The following is a 22,555-nucleotide window of genomic DNA, read 5'->3' as shown; positions in this document are numbered from 1 at the left end:
TGGCCACCGGGCTGCCGGGCCGGGCGTGGGGCACGCCGGTACGTCGGATCGCTGCCGGGGCGGCGTTGGGCCGCTACCCTGGTTCGGCGGCGTGGGTGACCCCATCCGACGTCAAGTACATTGGTCCTGGAAGGTCCGGATATGGAGCTTTTGGCGTGTCCGTATCCGCGAATTGCTCATCCCGAAGGGTGGCGACCGAGGCGGTTGGAGGAATACTCTCGGTCGCGGCCCGCGTACTGATGAGGTGCCCGTCGGACGGGCGAGTGGAGGTGCTCGCGTGAGCCTGTCGATCCTGCAGACGGTTCGGCCCGGTGGTGTCATCGAGATCGCCCCTCGAGGCGAGATCGACGTCGACACCGCGTACGAGGTGAAAGAATCCATCGCCGAGGTGTTGGCCAAGGGGCGCCCGGCCCGGATCGAGCTCAACATGCGGCTGGTCACCTTCATCGACTCGGTCGGCATCAGCGCGATGGTCGCCGGCTTCCAGACCGCCGAGGTCAGCGGCGTGAAACTGGTCGTCACCGAGCCGAGTCGGTTCGTGCACCGGCAGCTCTGGGTGACCGGCCTGCTCGGTCTCTTCGGTGCGCCCGAGCCCTACTACGCCGGCGCCGCCGCCACCCCGGAGGTCCTGCCCGGCGCCTGAGTTCTCAGCCGACGTCCAGATCCGACAGGTCGACGTCGGTCGCCTCGGTGACCGCCCGCACCGCCGTCACCGAGGCGTATCCCTCGGCGAGCAGGGCCAGGTCGGTTCCGGGCTGCACCACCTCACCCGGCTCCTCCAACGAGGTACGCACGAAGCCGTGGCCGGATTCGGCGACGGTCATCTGCACCTGACCGAAGGCGGCCAGGGTGCCTCGTCGGACCCCGCGTAGCCGCTCGAACGGCAGGTCCGGCGCGTTGACGTTCAGCACGCTCTCCGTCGGCCCGGTGGTCAGCCGGGGCAGCAGGTCCAGGGCGACCCGGGCAGCGGTCGCCCAGTGCCGGTCGGCGTCGCGTACCCGGTCGGCGGCAGCCACCGCGGCGCCTCCGCTGACCGCGGTGGCCTCACCCACCGACAACACGTCCAGCGACACCGCCATGGCCCGACAGCCGTTGGCGGTGGCCGTGAACGCGGCGCCCACCGTGCCGGAGTGCAGCACGGCGCGACCCGCGTTGGCGCCTCGGTTGATGCCGGACAGCAGCACCGCCGGTGGCGGCCCGAAAGCGCCGTGCACGGCGATGAGCGCGATGAAGCCGGGGGAGCCGCCCACCCCGAAAGCCGGCACCCCGTCCAGCCCCGGCAGCGGGTGCTCGCGGACCACCACCTGCCCGTCCCGCTCCACGGCGCTCATCGCGGCGCTGGTCCCGCTCGCCTCCTCCAGCGGTGCGGCGACCACCACGTCGTACCCCCGGTCGACCGCCGCTCGGGCCAGCGCCTGGATGCCGGGTGCGTCGATGCCGTCGTCGTTGGTGATCAGCACTCGCCGGGTCATCGCCCGGCCACCCGCTGGGCCAGCTCGTCCGGGGTGGTGCGCCCCTGGGGAAGGATTCCCGCCGGTTCCAGCCGAACCCGGTCGACCAGGCCGTTGATCGATTCGAGCCGCCCGGTGCCCAGACCGTGCCGGGTGACGTTCAGCGCGCCGGCCGCCGCGCCGGTGCGGATCGCGGTGCGCAGGTCGCCGCCCCGGGCCACCACGGCCGCCACGCTGGCCGTCATCGAGTCACCCGCCCCGCGCGGATCGGCGGCCTCCAGCCGCGGCATCCGCACCTCGAACACCTCGCCGTCGACCAGCGCCAGCGCCGGCCGGTCGGCCCGGCTGACCACCACGTTCTCGGCGCCGGCGGCGTGCAGCTCGTGCAGAGCGCGGGTGAGCTGCTCCTCCCCGTCGCCGGCCGCCCGCCCGTCGGCGATCAGCTCCTCGTGGCTGACCTTGAGGAAGAACACGCCGCTGTCCAGCACGGCGGTCAGGTGCTCGCCGCTGAGGTCGACCACCACCCGGCTGCCGTTGGAGCCGAGGTCGGCGGCGAAGCGCCGGTAGAGGTCGGCCGGGACCAGCGAAGGATGGTTCGGGCCACTCAGCACGCTCACCGCCGCGCACAGCCCCTCGCCGAGCGCCAGGTTGTACAGCTCGTCCAGCTCGTGTCGGCTGAACGGCTGGCCGGTCACGTCGACGATTTCCTGCCGGGTGCCCCCGCGGCGATCGTGCACGTATCCGCCGCTGCCGCCCGAGTCGCGCGTCACCACCTTGAGGTCGACTCCCTCGCTGACCAGCAGCGGTTCCAACACCTGCCCGATCTCGCCGCCGAGCGCCGTGCAGAGCACCACGTCGACGCCGTGCGACAGCACCATCCGGGCCTGCCAGACGCCCTGACCGCCGGGATGCAGGTGCAGCTCCGGGGTCTCGTTGGGCTGATCGATCGTGACGGTGAGCAGTGGTGTGGGCGCGAAGACCATCACCCGGCCGCTCATGGCTGACACCTATCCATGGTCATTCCTCCCGCTCGCGACGAAATGTCCGCTCACTGGTTGGACCGTAACGAAGGTGGTGCGGGGGCGCACGGCGACGGGCGGGGGCGCGCCCCCGGCGGAGGGCGCGGGAAACGACAGCGGGTGGGCCGCCGCACGGCGACCCACCCTGCGTGTCGTTGGAGTCAGTACACCGACAGGTGGACGTGGTTGGTGTGGTCGCTGGACGGGTCGCCGCGAGCGCCGCTGTACGACTTCCATCCGCTGCTGGGCAGCCAGATCTGCTTGTACCAGATCACGTAGAGCACGGCGAGCCGGTCGGCGTTGTTCACGAAGTACGCCGCCAGGTTGTTGCCGTACGTCCGGTCGCCGCCGGTGGCCGCCCCGCCGAAGCCGTTCTTCTGCGCCGCGAAGTCGCAGGCCCGACCCTTCGGGTGCTCACCCGAGCCACCCGAGCGGTAGCAGGAGACGTAGCGGGTGAAGCCGGCCGCCTTGGCCTGCTGCAACGCGTGCAGCGTGCGCGGGGTGATGCAGCCGTTGGCCGGGGTGGGGTCGTTCACGCTGCACGATTCCGCCGGCCAGGAGCCGTTGGAGTTGCGCGGCGCGGGCTTGGCGGTGGCGCTGGACCGGGCGCTGTTGCTGGTCGGTGCCCGGTTGGCCGCGGAGGCGCGCTCGGCCGCCTCGGCCCGCTCGTTGGCGACGGTCAGCGCCCGTTCGGCCTGCTCCTTGCGCTTGGCCATCACGGCGACCTGCTTGCGCTGCTCCTTGACCTCCACGTCCAGGGCCTGCTTGGTCTTGCGGATCTCGTTCCGGGTGGCCTGGAGCTCGCGTACCGCGCGGTCCTCGTTGGCGGCCACCGCGTCCAGCGCCGCCGCCCGGTCCATGAAGCCGGCCGGGGAGCCGCTGTTGAGCAGCGCCGACGCGGCGCCGAGCCGCCCGCTGCGGTAGGCCTGCGCGGCGATCTCGGCGACCTTGGCGGACCGTTCGCCGAGTTGCTCCTCGGTGCTGCTGAGCTGGTCGGCCAGTTGCTTCTGCCGCTTGACCGAGCGGTCCAGTGCGGCCTTGGCGTCGAGATAGCCCTTGCTGGCCGCCTCCAACTGGGCGCGTAGCGCCGGGGTGCCGCCCTCGTCGTCCACGTCGCCGGGGGCCGCCGCGCGCAACCCCGGTGGCGCGGCGGCCGCGGGGCTGAACGGTGCGAGCGCGACGCTCAGCGCGAGGACGAGCCCTGCGGCGATCAGGGCCGCCATTCGGGCGGCCGGTCTCACGGTTGCCACTGCTGGCATGCACATGTCCTTCCGTCAGCCGCCGACCGGGTTAGCTGACGGGTTCGGGACGGAAGATCCCTACCGCGTGTGCGGATGCACCCCAGGAACGTGGTTCCCCGGCTCGCCCTGGCGGGCGATTAGGCGGCGACCACCGCCGGCACCGTTGGGTGCCGCCTGGCGGAGGCCGGGTTCGAGCCTACCGGGGCTGCTGTGACTGGTGCAGCCGCTGTGACTCGTGGTATTCGCTCGCTCACCAGTGAATCAGACACAAGCGGACAATGCCCTACCTTTGCCTATCTCGCTACCACTCGACCGGACCGCAGGCCCCGGGGTTCGCGCCCGGTTCGAGCTGAAGGGTGGCGTGCTCGATGTGGAAGTCCTCGTGCAGCGCCGTGCGGGCGGCGGCCAGCACCGCGCCGACGTCGGCGCCGGGGGCCATGATCAAATGCGCCGAGGCCACCTCCATGCCGGAGGTGAGCGTCCAGACGTGCAGGTCGTGGACGCCGGCCACGCCGGGCACCGCGGCCAGCCGGTCGTGCACCGCGGTGACCTGGAGGTGCTCCGGGGCGGCCTGCACCAGGATCCGTACCGCCGTCCGGCCGAGGCGCCACGTCCGGGGCAGGATGAACAGACCGATCGCGACCGCCACCAGCGGGTCGGCCCACCACCAGTCGGTCACCGCGATCAGCAGCGCCGCCGCGATGACCCCCAGTGAGCCGAGCAGGTCGGCCAGCACCTCCAGGTACGCCCCGCGCAGGTTGATGCTGACCCTCGCCCCGGGCCGCAGCAGCGCGAACGCGGCCAGGTTGGCGAGCAGGCCCAGTGTGGCCACCACCAGCACCGGCCCGGCGAGCACCTCGGGCGGGTGGCCGAACCGGCGTACCGCCTCGACCAGGACGTAGACCGCGACGCCGGCGAGCAGTACGGCGTTGGCCAGCGCGGCGAGCACCTCCAGGCGGTAGAGGCCGAAGGTGCGCTGCGGGTCGGCGCCGGGTCGGCGGGTGGCGGCGACGGCCGCGAGTGCCATTCCGATGCCCAGCACGTCGGTGAACATGTGCCCGGCGTCGGAGAGCAGGGCCAGCGAGCCGGTCCGCAGGGCGGTCACCGCCTCGACCACCATCAGGGCGCCGAGCAGGGCGAACGCCGCCCACAGCCGGCCGGAGTGGCGGTGCGCGGCGGTCGACACCGCGGCGTGGTGGTGGTCATGACCCGCGCCCACGCAGACACCATCCGCCGTCCGCCGGACCGGCGGCAGATCTATGCCGACATCGCTATGTGTGCAATTCTCGGCGCCAGGTGCGGCCCGTGCGGCCGGCTCAGCCGGTCGGATCGACCGTGGTCAGCCGCTGGGTGGCCCGGGACAGGGCGACGTAGAGGGTCCGTACGCCGGCACCCGGCTCCGCGCGGATCTCGCCCGGCGCGACCAGCACCACCCCGTCGTACTCCATGCCCTTGGCCTCCAGGCTGGTCACCACCGCCAGGCGCTCCCCGCCGAGCCCGCCGAGCCAGGCCGCGACCTCGTCGCGGCGCGGCACCGGGGTGATCACTCCGACGGTGCCCTCGACCTCGTCGAGCAGGGCGCGCGCCGCCGTCACGACGCTGCTCTCCAACTCCGCCGCCGGCACCGCCAGCCGGACCGGGTCGACCCCGGTGGTGCGGACCGCGGTCGGCAGCTCGAGATCCGGGTACGCCCGGCGGATCTCGGCCGCCGCCACCGCGAAGATCTCCGCCGAGTTGCGGTAGTTGGTGGTGAGCGTGAACCGGTGCCGGCGGCGCCGGCCCAGCGCCTGGTCCCGGGCCCGGGACAACTCCTGCGCGTCACCCGTCCAGGCGGTCTGCGCCGGGTCGCCGACCACGGTCCAGGAGGCCAGCCGCCCGCGTCGGCCGATCATCCGCCACTGCATCGGCGACACGTCCTGCGCCTCGTCGACCACCACGTGGGCGTAGTCCCGATAATCCTCCGGGCGTTCGCGGGCCGCCTGCCGGGCGGCCCGTTGCCGGTCGGCGAAGGTGCTCAGCTCGCGCACCCCGCCGGCCAACTGGAACGGATCCCGCTTCCGGCGGGCCGGGCGCATCGGCTTGCCGAGCAGCGCGTCCAGTTCGTCGAGCAGCGCCACGTCGGCGACGCTCGGCCCGTGCTCGGCCGACTCCCGGTACGCCTGGCCCAGCAGCCGGGTCTCGGCGTTCGAGAGGAGGCCGGCGGCGTAGCGGCGCAACCGCTCCGGATGCGCCAGCCAGTCCAGCACGTGCCGGGGATGCAACCGGGGCCACCAGGCCTTGAGGAAGTCCCGGAAGTCCGTGCGGTCGATCAGTTCGTCCTCGAAGGAGCGCTGCTCCGGCAGACCGGAGATGCCCAGCCGGCGGGCCTGCGCCCAGAGCGCGGCGAGCACGCCGTCGAAGCCGGCCCGGCGTACCTCGTTGCGGCGGGCGCCCCGGGGCAACGCCCGGTCGCGGATGGCGTCCAGTTCGGTCCGCTCCAGCCGCAGCAACTGCCCCCGGTAGAGCAGGCGCAGCTCGGTCGGCGAGTCGGGCACCGCGTCCCGGGTCGCCCGCTCCAGCACCCGACGCATCCGCAGCGAGCCCTTGATCGCCGCCACCTCGGGCGGATCGGTCCGGGTGGCGGCCACCCCGGGGAAGATGCTGCCCAGCGAGTGCAGGGTGGCGGTCTCCTCGCCCAGCGACGGCAGCACCGAGGCGATGTACTCGACGAAGACCGAGGACGGGCCGATGACCAGGATGCCGCCGCCGGCGTACCGGCTGCGGTCGGAGTAGAGCAGGTACGCGGCCCGGTGCAGCGCCACCGCCGTCTTGCCGGTGCCCGGACCGCCGGAGACGAGGGTGACTCCCGAACCGGGGGAGCGGATCGCATCGTCCTGCTCGCGCTGGATGGTCGCCACGATGGCGCGCATGCCCCGGCCGGTGGCCCGGGACAGGGTGGCCAGCAGTGCGCCGTCGCCCACCACGGGCATGTCCGGCGGTGCGGCGTCCGGGTCGAGCAGGTCGTCCTCGATCCGGGTGACCCGCTCGCCACTGGACTGGATCGTCCGGCGTCGCACCACGCCCAGCGGCTCGGCGGGGGTGGCCCGGTAGAACGCGGCGGCGGCCGGGGCCCGCCAGTCCACCACCAGCGTGCTGGCGTCCTCGGCACGGATGCCGAGCCGCCCGACGTGCAGCACCTGCCCGTCGTGCAGGTCGAGCCGGCCGAAGACCAGTCCCTCGTACTCGGCGTCGAGCCGGTGGCGTTGCTGGGCGGCGTGGAAGACCATCGCGTCGCGCTCCACCAGCGCGCCGTAGTTGCCGACCCGGGCCAGCCGGTAGCCCTCCCGCTCGGCGCGTACCGCGTCGCGGCGCAGCTCGGCCAGTCGCGCGTACACCCGATCGAGATGCCGCTGCTCGACGGCGATCTCCTGATCCAGGGTGCTCTGATCCACCGCTCGCTTCTCCTCGTGACGCCGCCGACCAACCGCACGAGATTACAGGTGCGAGGAAGGGCACCTTCTTGACGCCTGCGGTAGAGGGAGGGCCCCTTGTGTGCCAGCACCCGTCTCCACCGCCTTCTGCCGGTCGCTCCAAGGCAGCGAAGGCCCGCCGGGTCACCCGGCGGGCCTTCGCGATGCTGTCCGGCGGGCTGGGGATCAGCCCTCGAAGACGCCGGCCTCGACCAGGCGCTTCTCGATGGCGTCCCAGCCGTCGCCCGGGTGGACGGCGTTGAGGCTGCTGATCTCGGCCCGGATCTTGGTGGCGTGGCCGGCGGCGGCCAGCGTCCGGATCTCCTCGACGAAGGCCTCGGAGTCGGTACGCAGGTGCGCGGTCTTGCCGTTGGTCAGGTTGCGCACGTAGGCGTGCTTGCCGCCGTTGAGCGGGATGAGGTACTTGAACTCACCGAGCACGCTGAGGGCGCCACCCTGGCCACCCTGGCCAGCCCGGACTGACGCGCGCGCGGTCTTGGAGGTGTTGCTCGCCACGGAGGGACTCCTTGGAAGACGTACGGAGGACGGGACGTCCGGGGGCTGTGCGGGATGACCCGCGAAGGCTGTACACGACACAGGCCGCCGGTGAACTTTACACCCACGATCCCGGCTGGTCACCGCGGGTGCCGCGAGGTGGAACAGCGGTCCCCTGTCCGGGTATTTCCGGGGGACGGATTTCCCGAATCCCTGGCGCACCATCGTCACACCAGTCATCATGTGTTCCACAGCAACGGGCCCGGACAGGGCGAGGTCGTAGGGGAAGACGCACCTCGCTCTCCGGGAGGTCTTCGTGCCAACACGTGGCGTCGTATACGTCCACTCGACCCCGCTCGCCGTGTGCTCACACGTCGAGTGGGCGATCGCGCGCGTCCTCGCCGCGCCGGTCGATCTGCAGTGGACCGCTCAGCCCGTCGACCCCGGCGCCCGCCGGGCCGAGTGCGGGTGGTCCGGTCGTCCGGGGACGGGCGCCGAGCTGGCCGCTGCCCTCCGGCAGTGGCCCATGATCCGTTTCGAGGTCACCGAGGAACCCAGTCCGGGCGCCGACGGCGAGCGTTTCATGTACGTCCCGGGCCGGGGACTGTTCCGCGCCACCGTGGGTGCCGCCGGTGACATCCAGCTCGGCGAGGACCGGCTGCGCAGCATCATGGCCGCCGCGCGGGCGCCGGAAGCCCTCGCGCACGCCCTCGACAAGGCACTCGGCACCGCCTGGGACGCCGAACTGGAGCCGTACCGCTACGCCGGGGACGGCGCTCCGGTGACCCTGCTCACCCGGGTGGGCTGACCAGCGGCCGGCACGACCGCCGGCTTCGTGCCGGCGGGCGGCGGTGCGCCCCGGCACGGGCCGCCGATCGGTGGCCCAAGGTCGAGTTGCCCCGATCCGTGTTGGGCTGGTGGGATGGGCCGCGTGTCGACCACCACCCGGCGGGTCGCCGCCGCCCTCCTCGCCGCGTCCGTGCTGCTCGTTTCCGGCTGCACCGGCCCCGGACAGCGGCCGGAGCCGTCCCCGACCGCCCCGGCCGATCCGACGCCGCCGTCGAGCGCCGGGCCGGACGACCCGGCCGCCCGGGCCGCCGCTCTGGTCGCCGAGTTGGCCGACGAGGACCTGGTCGGCCAGGTGCTGATGCCGTACGCGTACGGCGATCGGGCGACCGGTGTCTCGGCCGGCTCGGTGGCCGGTAACCAGGCCCTCGCTGGCGTCGACACGCCCGCCGAGATGATCGAGAAGTACCGGCTCGGTGGGCTGATCCTGGTGGGGTTCAGCGCCGACGACCCCACCCAGGGCAACCAGGAGACCACCAACGTCGACAACCCGAAGCAGGTCCGGGAGTTGACCACCGGGCTGCACGCGGCCGCCGGGAAACTGCCCGCCGGCTTGGCGCCGTTCCTGATCGGCACCGACCAGGAGTACGGCGTGGTCACCCGGATCACCGACGGGGTCACCATGCTGCCCAGCGCGCTCGCCGCCGGAGCAGCCGACGATCCCGCGCTGACCGAGGCCGCCTGGCGGGCCGCCGGCACCGAACTGGCCGCGATGGGGATCAACGTCGACTTCGCGCCGGTCGCCGACGTGCTGGTCACCCGGAGCGCGGTGATCGGGTCCCGGTCCTTCGGCGCCGAGCCGAAGCGCGCGGCGGCGCAGGTCGCCGGCGCGGTACGGGGTCTCCAGGCGGCCGGGGTGGCGGCCACGCTCAAACACTTCCCCGGGCACGGACACAGCGCCGCCGACTCGCACGAGGAACTGCCCGTGCTCGGGCAGCCCCGCAAGAAGCTGGCGGCCGAGGCCTGGCCGCCGTTCAGCGCCGGCATCGAGGCCGGCGCGCTCGCCGTGATGTCCGCCCACCTCGACGTGCGCTCGGTCGACCCGGGCGTGCCCGCGACCTTCTCGCACAAGTTGCTCACCGAGGTGCTGCGCGGCGAACTCGGCTTCCAGGGCGTGGTGATCACCGACGGGATGAACATGGCGCCGGCCCTCCGCTGGTCACCGGGGGAGGCCGCGGTACGCGCGCTCAAGGCCGGCAACGACCTGATCCTCATGCCGCCGAACGTCAGCCAGGCGTACGACGGGCTGCTCGCGGCGCTGCGGGACGGCTCGCTGCCCCGGGCCCGCCTGGTGGAGGCGGCCACTCGCGTGCTGACCATGAAGTTCAGCCTGGCCGGTGGCGAGGCGCCGGAGATGTCCACGCTGAACGCCCCGGCGCACCGCGAGGCGGCCCGCGCCCTGGCCGCCGCCGCGATCACCGTGCTGCGCGGCCGGTGCGACGCCATCGGCGTGCCTGGCCCGGTCACGGTCACCTCCTCGGGCGGCCGGGCGCACACCCGGGCCGCGCTGACCGAGGCGCTGACCGAGGCAGGGGTGACGGTGGCGCCCAGCGGCGGCACCATCGTCCACCTGGTCGGGTACGGCGACGGCACCGACGACCTACGGGCCGACGCGGCCGTCACGGTGGCGATGGACACCCCGTACGTGCTGGCCCGGGCGGCCTCGCCGACGCTGCTGGCCACCTACTCGTCGAGCCGGGCCTCGATGGCCGCCCTCGCCGACGTGCTCGCCGGCAAGGCCGCCCCGCGAGGGCGTTCCCCGGTCAAGGTGACCGGGCTGCCCGCCACCACCTGCGCGGGCTGACGCCGCGGGTCAGGCCTGGCCGGCGAGGGTGTCGCGGGCCAGCCGGTACGCCGGGAGCAGGTCGACCGGCTCGCCGAAGCTGGTGCTGCTCGCCTCGACCAGCACCGTCCGGTCACCCACCTGGACGGCCAGCGCCCACTCCCGGAGGTCCTCGTCGGTCAGCACCCGCCGGCGCAGCCAGGTCGCCTCGACCACGTCGAGGTCGCCGGGGCGGGTCTCGCGGTACTGCGGCTCGGTCAGCCCCTCCTCGGCGTCGACGAACGCCTCCAGCGCCTGCCGGGCCGAGGTGCCGGCGCCGTCGACGGTCCACACCCGCAGGAAGCCCGGGGTTACCGCCCGGCCGTCCAGCTCGCAGCGCACGGTCGACCCGCCGCGCCGGGTCAGTGCCTCGACCACCTCGTTGCCCAGCTCGTCGCCGGGATCCGGAGCCTCGACCGCCTTGGCCCGCCACCCCTCGGCCAGGTCGAACGTGACCGGCAGCGGGCAGGGGCCGCCGGCACCGATCGTGCCAGCGGCCCCTGCCGCGGTCACCTCGTCGTGCCACGGCTCGCCGGTCGCGCCGCCACCATCGTCCTCGGCTCCGCCACCGGCCCGGTCCGCGCCGTCGGTGCACCCACCGAGCAGCCCGATGGTCAGTGCCGCTAGCGCGAGCGCGCGTCGTCCCACGATGTCCACTCCCCGTCGATGATCCACAAGTGCCGTCAGCAAAGCGGTTCGACGGACGGAGGTCAAATCCCTCAGCGGCTCGCGCGCAGCGCGGCGATCAGCCACTCCACCGCCGGTACGGCGGGCGGAAACGGCGGCCGATGGTTGAGCACCCCGATCAGCTGCCAGTACCGCTCCACCCGGCGGTCGGTGAACGTGGCCATCTCCTCGGCCAGCCGGTGCCGCTGCTGCGCGGAAAGCGCCGGGTCGACCATCTCGTCCAGCACCGCCCGCGCCTGGTCGGAGTCGGGGGCGACGCCGGCGGCCAGCGCGTCCCGGGCCGTGTCGATCCTCAGCAGCGGTTCCGGTGGTGGAGTGGGGGAGTCCGCAGACCCGGCCTCCGCCATCTCGCGTACCCGGCGGCGGAAGTCCGGGTCGGCGACCAGTTCGGCGAGTTCCAGCCAGGCGTCCACCTCGGCGTCGCTGGGCTCGTCGGGTAGCTCCGCGGGCATCGTGCGCATCGCCTGGGCCAGGCCGGCCCCGGGGCTGCCGTCGAGGCCGGCGAAGACCCCGGCGACGAAGTCGTCGATGATCTGCTGCCGCTCCTGCGCGGAGAGGCGGGCCAGATCGTTCATCAGTCTCAACTCCTCGGTCGTACTGCCACGTCGGGTGACCGACCGCAGCACCGCCCGGCGCAGCCGCAGCGTCCGGATCTCCGCGTCGAGCGCCTGGACGTGCGCCTGCGCCACCTCCCGGACGCTGGTCTGCCGCTCCAGGATCCGGCGCACGTCGTCCAGGCCGATCCCCAGGTCACGCAGGCTGCGCAGCAGCTCCAGCCGGGCCACCGCGACCGCGTCGTACAGCCGGTAGCCACCGCCGGAGCGGGTGGTCGGAGGCAGCAGATCCAGGTCGGACCAGAAGCGGATGGTCCGCACGGACAGCCCGGTCCGGCGGGCCAGCTGCCCGATGGTGAACAGGTCGGTGCGGTCGGTCACCAGGTCACTCTGCACGTTCCAGCCGATGGAGGGTCAAGCCGGAGCACGACGAGGCCCCCGGCCGACACCCGGAGGCGTCGGCTGGGGGCCGATACGTCGATCTGCTACAGCGGGATGTTGCCGTGCGCGCCGCGGGCCGGCGGCGCGGCCGCGAGGGCCTCGGCGCTGGACGCGTCGAGGCAGCCACCCAGCCGCAGCGGGTTGCTGGCGATCACGCCGACCGTGCGGCGGCGAACCGGCCCAGCGTGGTGACGATGTTCGGAGGCTGTGCGCTCAGACCCGGGTGAAGACGAGAGCCACGTTGTGGCCGCCGAAGCCGAACGAGTTGTTCAGCGCGGCGGGGATGTCCAGGTGGCGTGCCTTGTTGGCGGCGACCTCGAGGTCGAGGCCGTCGTCCGGGTCGTCCAGGTTGATCGTCGGCGGCACCACGCTGTCGCGGATCGCCAGGATGGTGGCGATCGACTCCAGCGCGCCGGCCGCCCCGAGCAGGTGCCCGGACATCGACTTGGTGGCGGTCAGCAGCGGGTGGTCGCCCAGTGCGGTGCGGAGCGCGATGATCTCCGCCATGTCGCCCACCGGGGTCGACGTGGCATGCGCGTTGACGTGCGTGATGTCGGCCTTGGCCACGCCCGCGTCGGCGATCGCCTTGGCGATGGCCCGGATCGCGCCGGCCCCCTCCGGGTGCGGCTGGACGATGTCGAAGCCGTCGGAGGTGATGCCGGCCCCGGCCAGCCGCGCGTACACCCGGGCGCCCCGGGCGGCGGCGTGCTCGGCCCGCTCCAGCACCACGATGCCGGCGCCCTCGCCGAGGACGAACCCGTCCCGGCCCTTGTCCCACGGCCGGGAGGCCCGCTCCGGCTCGTCGTTGCGGGTCGACATGGCCCGCATCGAGGCGAAGCCGGCGATCGGCAGCGGGTGGATGACCGCCTCGGTGCCGCCGGCCACCACCACGTCGGCGCGGCCGGCCCGGATCATGTCCAGGCCCAGCGCGATCGCCTCCGCACCGGTGGCGCAGGCGCTGGCCACCGAATGCACGCCCGCCTGCGCACCGAGCTCCAGGCCCACCCAGGCGGCCGGACCGTTGGGCATCAGCATGGGCACGGTGTGCGGGGACACCCGGCGGGGGCCGGAGGCCTCCAGGATGTCGTCCTGGGTGAGCAGGGTGACCGCCCCGCCGATGCCGGAGCCGACGCTGACCGCCAGCCGCTCCGGGTCCAGCCCGGAGTCGGCCAGGCCGGCGTCCGCCCAGGCCTGATGGGCGGCGATCAGTGCGATCGCCTCGGAACGGTCCAGCCGGCGCAGCTTCACCCGGTCCAGCAGGCTGGCCGGATCGACCGCCAGTTGGGCGGCGATCCGGACCGGCAACTGCTCGGCCCACTCCTGGGTGAGCGCACTCACCCCGGAGCGGCCGTTCAGCATGGCGTCCCAGGTCGACGCGACGTCCCCGCCCAGCGGGGTGGTCGCGCCGAGCCCGGTGACGACGACGTCGGAGCGACTCATGATCAGGACTGCGCCTCGATGTAGCTCACGGCATCCCCGACGGTCTTGAGGTTCTGCACCTCGTTGTCCGGGATCTTGACGCCGAACTTCTCTTCGGCCGCCACCACGACCTCCACCATGGAGAGCGAGTCGACGTCCAGGTCGTCGGTGAAGGACTTCGCCTCGGCCACGTCGTCCGGGCTCACCCCGGCAACCTCTTCGAGGATCTCGGCGAGGCCGGCGGTGATCTCGTCACGTGTCATTGCGGTGGGTTCCTCTCATCGGGTTCTCTCGACGGCGGCGACGCCGCCTGTCGCTCCTCGGCGCTGGCGCGCCATGGGGGTATCAGGGACAGCGGATGACCTGACCGGCGTAGGTCAGGCCGCCGCCGAAGCCGAACAGCAGCACCGGCGCCCCCGAGGGCACCTCGCGGCGCTCGACCAGCTTGGACAGGGCCAGCGGGATGCTGGCCGCGGAGGTGTTGCCGGACTCGACGATGTCCTTGGCGATGATCGCCTGCGGGATGTTCAGCCGCTTGGCGATCCCGTCGATGATCCGGGTGTTGGCCTGGTGCGGGACGAAGGCAGCCAGCTCGGACGGGTCCACCCCGGCCCGCTCGCACGCCTGCAACGCCAGCGGCGCCAGTGCCGTGGTGGCCCAGCGGAACACCGTCTGGCCCTCCTGGGCGACGTACGGGCGCCAGCCCTCGATGCGTACCGCGTCACCGCGCTCGGGCACCGAGCCCCAGACCACCGGGCCGATGCCCGGGGCCTCGTCCTCGGCGGCGGCGGTGACCACCGCGGCACCCGCGCCGTCGGCGAAGATGATGCAGGTGGAGCGGTCGGTCCAGTCGGTGAACTCGGAGAGCTTCTCCGCGCCGATGACGATCGCGTTGCGGGCGGCGCCGGCGCGGATCGCGTGGTCCACGGTGCCCAGCGCGTACGCGAAGCCGGAGCAGGCGGTGTTGACGTCGAACGCCGCAGGGGCGGCGATGCCCAGCTTGGCGGCGACCCGGCAGGCCACGTTCGGGCTGCGGTCGACCGAGGTGCAGGTGGCGACCACGACCAGGTCGATGTCGGCGGCGGTCAGACCCGAGTTGGCCAGGGCCTTGTCGGCGGCTGCCGCGGCCATGTCGGCGACCGTCTCGTCCCCGGCGATGCGCCGGGAGACGATGCCCACCCGGTCCCGGATCCACTCGTCGTTGGTCTCCACCAGCTGGGCGATCTCGTCGTTGGTCACCACCCGGGACGGCTGGTAGTGCCCCAGGGAGAGAATCCTGCTACCGCTCATGACGAGCCTTCCCCACGGTCGGTCTCGGCACGAGACGCGTTCGGATTGAACTTGCTGGTTTGGTCGTCACGCCGGCTCAGGCGGGCGATCAGGTCCCGCGCGGCGGGCAGGTCGTCCGGGGTGTTCAAGGTGACGATCTCCGGGGCGCCGGTCGCCTTGAGTTCGCGCTTGACGAGGCCGGCGAGCGCCCCGGCGGGGGGCAGCTCGATCACCCCGGTGACACCGAGCTCGGCCAGGGTGGCCATGCAGAGATCCCACCGCACCGGTGCGGTGACCTGGTGGACCAGGCGCTGCACCAGCTCCCGTCCGTGGTCGACCGCCGTGCCGTCGAGGTTGGACAGCAGGATCCGGGCCGGGTCGTTCGGGACGATCCCGGCCGCCACCGTGGCCAGGGCCGCCTCCGCCGGCGCCATGTACGGAGTGTGGAACGCGCCAGCCACCTGGAGCCGGATCACCCGGGCCCGGGCCGGTGGCTCGACGGCGAGTTTCTCCAGCCCGGCGACCGCACCGGCGGCCACGACCTGACCGGTGCCGTTGCGGTTCGCGGCGTGCAGGCCGTGCCCGCCGAGCACGGCGAGGACGTCGTCCGGATCGCCACCGAGCACCGCCGCCATGCCGGTCGGCTCCAACGCGCAGGCCGCCGCCATCTCCCGGCCGCGTACGCCGGCGAGGGTGACCGCAGCCTCGGCGGACAGCACGCCGGCCAGCGCCGCCGCGCCGAGCTCGCCGACGCTGTGCCCCGCCGTGATCGGAACGTCGTCCATCGGCAGGTGTTCGGCGGCGAGCAGCGCCGCGGCGACCAGCAGCGGCTGGGTGCGAGCGGTGTCCCGGATCTCGTCGGCGTCGGCGGTGGTCCCGAGCCGCACCAGGTCGACGCCGGCCAGCGCCGACCACCAGCGCAACCGGGCCTCGGCGCCGGTCAGGTCGAGCCACGGAGTCAGGAAGCCGGGTTTCTGCGAACCCTGGCCGGGGCAAAGTACGGCGAGCACGCCTATGACTCTCCCGGATGGCCATCGGTCGCGCTGTGCCGGCTGCCACCAAACCGTACTAGAACCTTTGGCAGGTTCCTACAAAGATTGGCGCTGCTCGTCATCTTTCTGTGACCTTTTGTCGGCAGCTGGGACCAATGTCTGGGTCGGCACCACCGGATCCAGCCTACCCACGGTCAGCGCGACCCGCAGCGCGAAGGCGTCCCGGGAGGTCAGCGGGCTGAAACCGGTCACCTCGGCGATCCGCCGCAGCCGGTAGCGCACGGTGTTCGGATGCACGAACAGCGCCCGGGCCGCGCTCTCCAGCGTGCCACCGGCGGCGAAGAAGGCGTCCAGCGTCTCCAGCAGCTCGCCGCTGGCGCGGACGAGCGTCGCGTACACGTCGTGCCGCAGCCTCCGACGGGCCTCGGCGTCGCCGGCGAGCGCCCGCTCCGGCAGCAGGTCGCCGGCGTGCACCGGGCGGGGCGCGGCCGGCCAGGCGGGCGCGGCCCGGTAGCCGGCCAGTGCCGCCCGGGCCGATTCGGTGGCCTCGTCCAGGCTCGGCACCGCCGGACCGACCACCACCGGCCCGGAGCCGAAGGCGGTCAACAGCTTGCCGGTGGCCGCGACCGGGTCGGCGGCCCCGCCGAGCACGATCACCAGACGATCGCCGTGCACACCGCCGATCACCTCGACCCCGATCCGCCGGGCCTGGCGGTAGACCGTGTGCAACACGGCGGAGACCTCCCCGCCGGGCGAGGGGCCGACGGCCACCGACACCGGTGGTGCGTCCGTCCAGCCGAGCGCGGCGGCGCGGCTGGCCAGCACATCCGGGGAGTCGCCGCGCAGCAGCGCGTCCACCAGCAGGGCCTGGAGACGGGCGTCCCAGGAACCGCGCGACTCGGCGGCGCGGGCGTACACCCGGGCGGCGGCGAAGGCGATCTCCCGGGAGTACCGCAGCACCGCCTCGCGCAGCTGCGGCTCCTCGCCCGGAGCGGCGAGGTCGCCCACCTGCTCCTCGACCACGTCGATGGTGACCTTGATGAGCGCGACGGTCTGCTGGAGGGTGATCGAGCGGGCGAGTTCCTGCGGCGCGGTGGCGAACACCTCGTCGGAGACCTCCTGGGTGCCCTCGGCGGCTCCGCCGCCGGAGCGCAACCACTGCACCAGGGAGCTGGCGCCGGCCTGGGCCACGAGCATCACCCACGAACGCTGGTCGGCCGGCAGCTCGCGGAACCAGGGCAGGGTCTCGTCCATCCGGCTCACGCTGGCGGTGGCCAGCGCCCCGGCCGCGCGTTCGATCCGGCGCAGCGTGGCCGTCAGATCCGTTCCGCCCGATTCGCTCACCTGCCTAGCCTGACATGCCCTGACCGGGACCTGCACGGGCAGCCGTCGGCGGGGCCCGCACACCGGGTCGGGTACGCGCTGCAGGGCCCCTCGGGACCGGCCAGTACGGTGGCAGGGCACGTCGGGTGGGCACCGGCGGGTGAGGGCGACAAGGTGAGGAGAGGTCGATGGCGTACGGGGAGGCCGAGCACGGTTGCGCCCAGGGGGAGCCGTGCCGACCGGGCCCGCACGAGCAGCCGGCCCGTTCCCGCACCGCCGAGCCCGGTCCACCGCCTTCGCCCACCGCCGACTCGCCGGCGCAACCGGGGCACACCGCCTGCCGTAGCCAGATTCCGGGCTGGGCCGGGGCCCATCGGCACGGTCCGGTCCGCCCGGCGCTCCGCAACGTCCGTCAGGAGCGCCCACCGCGCCGCTGGTGCTGATCGCGCCGCCGCTGCTGTCGGCGTCGCCGGTGGCCTGCGCGGTCGGTCAGCGGGTCCGGCGGCGGATCAGCAGGGCGATCCCGGCAAGCCCGAAGGTGATCACCAACATCACCGCGATATTCAGCAGGAGCAGGCGGCGCAACTCGCCGAAGGCCTCGTTGATGTCCTGAGCGGGGTTGAGCGCGTCCTCGGGGATGATCCGTTCGCCCCCGCCGGTCCCGCCGCTGATCGCCTCGATCGTGCGCTCCAACGGCACACCAGCGGTACGCAGCGTCTCGGACATGTTGATCCGGCCGAGGAACCAGGCGGCGTTGACCTTGCGGCCATCCGGCTGCTTGGCCGGCCGGTGGATCCGCGGCCCGCCCGTCGCGGTCGGGTAGAGGTCGTACGTCTGCTTCGGAACGTCGCCGGCCAGCACCACGACGGTGTACTTCGGACCGAGTTCGGCCGCCTTCGGCTTGGTCGACTGGCGGACCAGTTCCCGGAAGTTGACCTGCTCGATAACGGCGTTGACGTGCTCGGGGTGGGAATCGGCCCGGAGCCGCAACGGCTCAGCCAGCCCGTGCCCGGTGATGTCCACCCCCGCCGGTGGCTTCGGCTTCGGCGTCGCCTTCGCCGGCTCGGCGAAGACGAGGGTCAGCAGCATCGCCGCCACACCACCCAGCGCCACCGCGGCCAGTCGCCTCACTCGTCGGACCATGCCGCCTCCTCGCCCCGTTCGATGGGTGGCTGTGCTGCACAGGTCACGCGACGGAAAATCTGGCGGCGGTGACCGTGCCCACAGGACGGGTACCTACCTCAAAGACTCCGCGGAACGTCGATCGGTTGCAGCTGACGGAACACTAATTGAAGCTATCTGCGATCGCGACTCGACCGACGAGCGACCGTGGACCATCGGGGCGGATCTTACCTTGTGCATGCAACGCCGGGGGACGCGATATGGACCCGAGGGCCTTCAGAAGAGGCGGACGCGGGCGGCGCGCAGCCGGGTGAGGGCGCGCTCGGCTCCGAGCACCTCCAGCGACTCGAACAGCGGCAACCCGATGGTACGACCGGTGACCGCGACCCGAACCGGAGCCTGCGCCTTGCCGAGCTTGAGGCCGCGTCGGGCGCCGACCGCCTCCAGAGTGGCCTTCAGCGTCTCCGCGTCCCATGACGGCACCGCCTCGAAGGCGGCGATGGCGTCGTCCAGCAGCTCCGCCGAGCCCTCCTTCATCGCCTTGGCCCAGGCCGCCTCTTCGATCAACGGCGAGGCGAGGAAGAGGAAGTCGACGTTCGGCACGATCTCGCTGAGCACGGCGATCCGGGTCTGGGCCAGCGGCGCCACCGCGGCGAAGACCGCCGGGTCGAACTCCTCCGGCTGCCACGGCGGCGGCGCGATGCTGCCGGTGCCGGTCAGCCACGGCTGGCAGACCTCGATGAACTCCTCGACCGGCAGCGCCCGGATGTACTCCCCGTTGAACGCGCGCAGCTTCTTCTCGTCGAAGAACGCCGGGGACGGGTTCACCTCCTCCAGCCGGAACTCGTCCTCGATCACCGACCAGGGCACGATCTCCCGGTCGCCGGAGGGCGCCCAGCCGAGCAGCATCAGGTAGTTGCGCATCGCGGCGGCCAGGTAGCCCTCGTCCCGGTACGCCTCCAGGGCCACCTTGTCGCGTCGCTTGGACAGCTTCTGCCGCTTCTCGTTCACCACCACCGGCACGTGCGCCCAGATCGGTGGCTTCACGCCGAGGGCCTCCCAGAGCAACTGCTGCTTCGGCGTGTTGGGCAGGTGCTCCTCGGCCCGGATCACGTGGGTGATCCCCATGCTCATGTCGTCGACGACGTTGGCCAGCAGGAACACCGGCGAGCCGTCGCCCCGGGCGATAACGAAGTCCTCGATGAGCTTGTTCTCGAAGGTCGGCTCGCCCCGGATCAGGTCGGTGACCACCGTCGTACCCTCGTCGGGGGTGCGGAACCGCAGCGCCCGACCCTCGCCGGGCGGCAGCCCCCGGTCGCGGCAGTAGCCGTCGTAGCCGGTGTACTGGTTTCCGGTCCGGGCCTGCACCGCCTCGCGGGTGCAGTCGCAGTAGTACGCCCGGCCCGCCTCGTGTAGCCGGCGGGCGGCGGCCCGGTGCTCCTCGGCGTACGAGGACTGGAAGTAGGGGCCCTCGTAGCTGCCCCGCTCGATGCCGATCCAGTCCAGCGCCGACAGGATGCCCTCGGTCCACTCCGGCTTGTTGCGCGCCGCGTCGGTGTCCTCGACCCGCAGCACGAACACCCCGCCCTGCTGCTTGGCGTAGATCCAGTTCTGCAGCGCCGAGCGGGCGCCGCCGACGTGGAACATACCGGTCGGGGAAGGGGCGAAGCGCACACGTACCGTCACGACTGTCAGCCTACCGTCAGGGCACGGAGCGGATCTTCAGCACCAGCACGCTGCCGAGCAGGGTCACCGCGGCGGTGGTCGCGTACAACGTCGGGTAGCCGCCGAGATGCACCACGATCGGGGCGGCGACGGCCGGGCCGAGCACCTGGGGTGCGGAGTTGGCGATGTTGATCACGCCGAGGTCCTTGGCCCGGTCGGTGGCCCTGGGCAGCACCTGGGTGATCAGCGCGGCGTCGACCGACAGGTACACCCCGTAGCCGGCCCCGAGCACCAGCGCGGCGGCCACCGCCATCGGCCAGGTGGGCGCGGCGGCCAGCAGCAGCGCCGCCACCGCCATCACCACGCCCGCGGTGATCACGAAGACCTTCCGCCGGCCGGAGCGGTCGGAGAGCCGGCCGGCGACCACCGTGGTGGCCATCAACCCGACGGTGTAGAGCAGGATCAACACCAGCAGCCCGCCCTCGGGGTCTGCCACCCGCACCTGGTCGGTGAGGAAGTAGAGCAGGTAGAGGGTGCCGAAGGCGTTGCCGAGCTGGACCAGGAACCGGGTGATCCAGGCCCAGCCGAAGTCGGGGTGCCGGCGTGGGGACACCCACATCCCGGCGAGCGGGCCGCGCAGCGCCGGCCGGTGCGCGCGCGGCAGCGGGTCGTCCCGCGTACGCAGGGCGAACGGCAGCGCGAGCAGCACCACGGCCGCGGCGACCGCGAGGTAGCCGGCGGCGTTGCCGGTGACCACGACCGTGACCAGCACCACCCCGAGCACCAGGCCCAGCGTCTGCGGGATGCCCACCCAACCGGAGACCGCGCCGCGCTGCGCCACCGGCACCCGGTCCGGCACGGCGGCGGTCAGGCTGGCCAGCATCGCGTTGAAGCAGACCTGCGCGGCGACCCAGCCGACCGTGACCCCGAGCACGGTACGCGCCTGCGCGAGCAGCACCAGGGCCAGCGCGCCGAGCAGCGCGCCGCCGAGGGTCCAGACGTGGCGACGGCCGAAGGTCCACCGGCCCAGCCGCAGGCAGGTCCGGTCGGAGAGCGCCCCGGCGAGCGGATTGGCGATCACCGCGGCCAGCGCGCCCGCTCCGGTGACCACCGCCAGCATGGTCTCCTTGTTCGTCGGCGCGAGCTGCCCGATCTGCTGGGGCAGCAGCACCTGGATCGGGGTGAAGAACGCCATCCAGACGCCGAGGTTCGCGGCGAACAGCAGCGCGATCCAACCCCGCCGTACCGGCACCATCGGCTCGGCCAGCGCCGCCGGCAGCGCGGCCGGGGTCGGGTCGACGGTGGTCACCGGGGGATTTCCCGCCGGGCCGTCGCGATGACGTCACGCAGCCAGGCGTACGACGACTTGGGCGTCCGCCGCCCGGTGGGGTAGTCGACGTGCACCAGCCCGAAGCGCTTGGTGAAACCCTCGGCCCACTCCCAGTTGTCCAGCAGCGACCAGACGAAGTAGCCGGTCACGTCGACCCCGTCGGCGATGGCGGCGTGGACCGCCCGGAGGTGACCGTCGAGGTAGCCGATCCGGTCCGGGTCGTGCACCCGGCCCTGCGCGTCGGGCCGGTCGTCGTAGGCGCAGCCGCTCTCGGTGATCTGGATGGGCGGCAGGTCCGCGCCGTACCGGCGGTGCAGCCAGCCGAGCAGTTCGCGCAGCCCGTCCGGGGCCACCGGCCAGTCGAAGGCGGTACGCGGGTAGCCGTCCAGCGGCACCGGCTCGAACGGCAGCGGCGAGTCTTCCTCGGGTGCCCGTACCCCGATCGGGTTGTAGTAGTTGACCCCCAGCACGTCGATCGGGGCGGCGATCACGTCGAGGTCGCCGTCGCGTACCACGGCGTCGTCGAAGCCCAGCTCCGCCGGGTACCCGCGCCCGAGCAGCGGGTCGGTGAAGAGCCGGTTGTGCAGGGCCTCGTAGGCCGCGGCGGCGGCGAGGTCGGCCGGGCCGTCACCGACCGGCCGCACCGGCGAGTAGTTGTTGGCGATGGCGACCGGGCTGCCGCTGCGGTCGCGCAGCGCTGCGGTCGCGAGGCCGTGCCCCAGCAGTTGGTGGTGGGCGACCGGGAAGGCGTCGAAGAGCAGCATCCGGCCCGGAGCGTGGACGCCCATGCCGTAACCGAGGCTCATGTGGATGAACGGCTCGTTGAGGGTGATCCAGAGCTTGACCCGGTCGCCGAGGCGGGCGGCGACCACGTCGGCGTACTCGGCGAAGCGGTGCGCGGTGTCCCGGTTCAACCAGCCGCCGGCGTCCTCCAGTGGCTGCGGAAGATCCCAGTGGAACAGCGTGGCGACCGGGTCGATGCCGCGCGCGAGCACTCCGTCGACCAGTCGTTCGTAGAAGTCCAGCCCGCTCGCGTTGACCGCGCCGGCGCCGGTCGGGAGCACCCGGGGCCAGGACACCGAGAACCGGTACGCGTTGATCCCCAGCCCGGCCATCAGGGCGATGTCCTCGGCGTACCGGTGGTAGTGGTCGCAGGCCACGTCGCCGCTACTGCCGTCGACGATCCGGCCCGGGGAGTGGGCGAAGGTGTCCCAGATGGACACTCCGCGCCCGTCGGTGTCGGCGGCGCCCTCGATCTGGTACGCCGAGGTGGAGACGCCCCAGCGGAATCTGGTGGGGAACCTGGGCATCGGTGCGTGCGGCATACGCCCTCCCGAGGAAACGCGAAATGTGCTCGGAACTCTAGGTGGCGTAGGGCGTCCGGTCCATAGGCCGATCTGCGGCCGGAATCAACACCTTTCGGCGTGTCT

General features: G+C 72.9%; 21 protein-coding genes, 1 pseudogene and 1 riboswitch. Of the genes and pseudogenes, 4 read left to right on the top strand and 18 right to left on the bottom strand.

Going from position 1 to position 22,555, the window contains the following annotated elements:
- Positions 1–277 precede the first annotated feature (277 nt).
- Positions 278–643, top strand: coding sequence for an STAS domain-containing protein (locus IEY61_RS18825; RefSeq protein WP_189046149.1), 366 nt, complete (start codon positions 278–280; stop codon positions 641–643).
- A 4-nt stretch (positions 644–647) separates the two neighbouring features.
- Here IEY61_RS18825 and surE read toward each other — a convergent pair whose 3' ends face one another.
- The 6 genes from surE to IEY61_RS18795 all read right to left on the bottom strand — a co-directional run bounded on the left by surE (position 648) and on the right by IEY61_RS18795 (position 7,676).
- Positions 648–1,472, bottom strand: coding sequence for a 5'/3'-nucleotidase SurE (gene surE / locus IEY61_RS18820; protein WP_189046147.1), 825 nt, complete (start codon positions 1,470–1,472; stop codon positions 648–650).
- Positions 1,469–2,449 (bottom strand): 1-phosphofructokinase family hexose kinase, encoded by a 981-nt coding sequence (locus IEY61_RS18815; RefSeq protein WP_189046145.1) that lies wholly within the window; start codon positions 2,447–2,449, stop codon positions 1,469–1,471. Before IEY61_RS18815 ends, surE begins: the two co-directional genes overlap by 4 nt.
- 182 nt (positions 2,450–2,631) lie before the next feature.
- A complete protein-coding gene (locus IEY61_RS18810; RefSeq protein WP_229706032.1) occupies positions 2,632–3,729 on the bottom strand; it encodes a coiled-coil domain-containing protein in 1,098 nt (365 codons plus the stop codon).
- A 4-nt stretch (positions 3,730–3,733) separates the two neighbouring features.
- Positions 3,734–3,865, bottom strand: a riboswitch (cyclic di-AMP (ydaO/yuaA leader).
- A 147-nt stretch (positions 3,866–4,012) separates the two neighbouring features.
- Complete coding sequence (locus tag IEY61_RS18805) at positions 4,013–4,930, bottom strand: cation diffusion facilitator family transporter (RefSeq protein ID WP_189046142.1); 918 nt, start codon at positions 4,928–4,930, stop codon at positions 4,013–4,015.
- A gap of 97 nt (positions 4,931–5,027) precedes the next feature.
- Positions 5,028–7,142 carry a HelD family protein gene (locus IEY61_RS18800; RefSeq protein ID WP_189046140.1) on the bottom strand — a complete coding sequence of 705 codons (2,115 nt, stop codon included), beginning with the start codon at positions 7,140–7,142 and terminating at the stop codon, positions 5,028–5,030.
- Between the two features lie 204 nt (positions 7,143–7,346).
- A complete protein-coding gene (locus tag IEY61_RS18795) occupies positions 7,347–7,676 on the bottom strand; it encodes a hypothetical protein (RefSeq protein ID WP_189046138.1) in 330 nt (109 codons plus the stop codon).
- Between the two features lie 295 nt (positions 7,677–7,971).
- On the opposite strand from IEY61_RS18795, the gene IEY61_RS18790 reads away from it, so the two are divergent.
- Both IEY61_RS18790 and IEY61_RS18785 read left to right on the top strand, forming a co-directional pair.
- The gene (locus tag IEY61_RS18790; protein WP_189046136.1) at positions 7,972–8,463 is read left to right on the top strand and encodes a DUF3145 domain-containing protein; all 492 of its coding nucleotides are present in this window, start codon (positions 7,972–7,974) and stop codon (positions 8,461–8,463) included.
- Between the two features lie 114 nt (positions 8,464–8,577).
- A complete protein-coding gene (locus IEY61_RS18785; RefSeq protein WP_189046134.1) occupies positions 8,578–10,305 on the top strand; it encodes a glycoside hydrolase family 3 protein in 1,728 nt (575 codons plus the stop codon).
- A gap of 9 nt (positions 10,306–10,314) precedes the next feature.
- Here IEY61_RS18785 and IEY61_RS18780 read toward each other — a convergent pair whose 3' ends face one another.
- The 8 genes and pseudogenes from IEY61_RS18780 to IEY61_RS18750 all read right to left on the bottom strand — a co-directional run bounded on the left by IEY61_RS18780 (position 10,315) and on the right by IEY61_RS18750 (position 17,092).
- Positions 10,315–10,971: a lipoprotein gene (locus tag IEY61_RS18780; protein WP_189046132.1), complete on the bottom strand. Its 657-nt coding sequence runs from the start codon at positions 10,969–10,971 to the stop codon at positions 10,315–10,317.
- A gap of 71 nt (positions 10,972–11,042) precedes the next feature.
- Positions 11,043–11,945, bottom strand: a complete 903-nt coding sequence (locus IEY61_RS18775; RefSeq protein WP_189046131.1) for a helix-turn-helix domain-containing protein — start codon at positions 11,943–11,945, stop codon at positions 11,043–11,045.
- Between the two features lie 149 nt (positions 11,946–12,094).
- Positions 12,095–12,207: pseudogene (locus tag IEY61_RS32175) on the bottom strand (carboxyl transferase domain-containing protein); the annotation flags it as partial.
- Between the two features lie 11 nt (positions 12,208–12,218).
- Positions 12,219–13,445, bottom strand: coding sequence for a beta-ketoacyl-ACP synthase II (gene fabF / locus IEY61_RS18770; RefSeq protein WP_189046129.1), 1,227 nt, complete (start codon positions 13,443–13,445; stop codon positions 12,219–12,221).
- 2 nt (positions 13,446–13,447) lie between these two features.
- A complete protein-coding gene (locus IEY61_RS18765; protein WP_189046127.1) occupies positions 13,448–13,687 on the bottom strand; it encodes an acyl carrier protein in 240 nt (79 codons plus the stop codon).
- 82 nt (positions 13,688–13,769) lie between these two features.
- Complete coding sequence (locus tag IEY61_RS18760) at positions 13,770–14,714, bottom strand: beta-ketoacyl-ACP synthase III (RefSeq protein ID WP_189046125.1); 945 nt, start codon at positions 14,712–14,714, stop codon at positions 13,770–13,772.
- Positions 14,711–15,703, bottom strand: coding sequence for an ACP S-malonyltransferase (locus IEY61_RS18755; RefSeq protein WP_189046123.1), 993 nt, complete (start codon positions 15,701–15,703; stop codon positions 14,711–14,713). The genes IEY61_RS18760 and IEY61_RS18755 overlap by 4 nt, the downstream gene beginning before the upstream one ends.
- 78 nt (positions 15,704–15,781) lie before the next feature.
- Entirely contained in the window at positions 15,782–17,092 is a 1,311-nt protein-coding gene (locus IEY61_RS18750) for a PucR family transcriptional regulator (RefSeq protein WP_308424579.1), read from the bottom strand.
- Between the two features lie 104 nt (positions 17,093–17,196).
- On the opposite strand from IEY61_RS18750, the gene IEY61_RS18745 reads away from it, so the two are divergent.
- Positions 17,197–17,451 (top strand): hypothetical protein, encoded by a 255-nt coding sequence (locus IEY61_RS18745; RefSeq protein WP_189046119.1) that lies wholly within the window; start codon positions 17,197–17,199, stop codon positions 17,449–17,451.
- Positions 17,452–17,497: 46 nt separating this feature from the next.
- Here the strand turns inward: IEY61_RS18745 and IEY61_RS18740 are convergent, their stop codons facing one another.
- From IEY61_RS18740 to IEY61_RS18725, 4 genes are all read right to left on the bottom strand, one after another.
- Complete coding sequence (locus IEY61_RS18740) at positions 17,498–18,151, bottom strand: hypothetical protein (RefSeq protein WP_189046117.1); 654 nt, start codon at positions 18,149–18,151, stop codon at positions 17,498–17,500.
- A gap of 255 nt (positions 18,152–18,406) precedes the next feature.
- Positions 18,407–19,816 (bottom strand): glutamate--tRNA ligase, encoded by a 1,410-nt coding sequence (gene gltX / locus IEY61_RS18735; protein WP_268240662.1) that lies wholly within the window; start codon positions 19,814–19,816, stop codon positions 18,407–18,409.
- A gap of 16 nt (positions 19,817–19,832) precedes the next feature.
- On the bottom strand, positions 19,833–21,104 hold the full coding sequence (locus tag IEY61_RS18730) for an MFS transporter (protein WP_189046114.1): 1,272 nt from the start codon (positions 21,102–21,104) through the stop codon (positions 19,833–19,835).
- Positions 21,101–22,450: a GH1 family beta-glucosidase gene (locus IEY61_RS18725; protein WP_229706025.1), complete on the bottom strand. Its 1,350-nt coding sequence runs from the start codon at positions 22,448–22,450 to the stop codon at positions 21,101–21,103. The genes IEY61_RS18730 and IEY61_RS18725 overlap by 4 nt, the downstream gene beginning before the upstream one ends.
- Between the last annotated feature and the right edge of the window lie 105 nt (positions 22,451–22,555).

The organism is Micromonospora sonchi, assembly GCF_014646235.1.
Lineage (GTDB): Bacteria > Actinomycetota > Actinomycetes > Mycobacteriales > Micromonosporaceae > Micromonospora > Micromonospora sonchi.
This window is presented reverse-complemented; position numbering and strand designations above follow the sequence as displayed.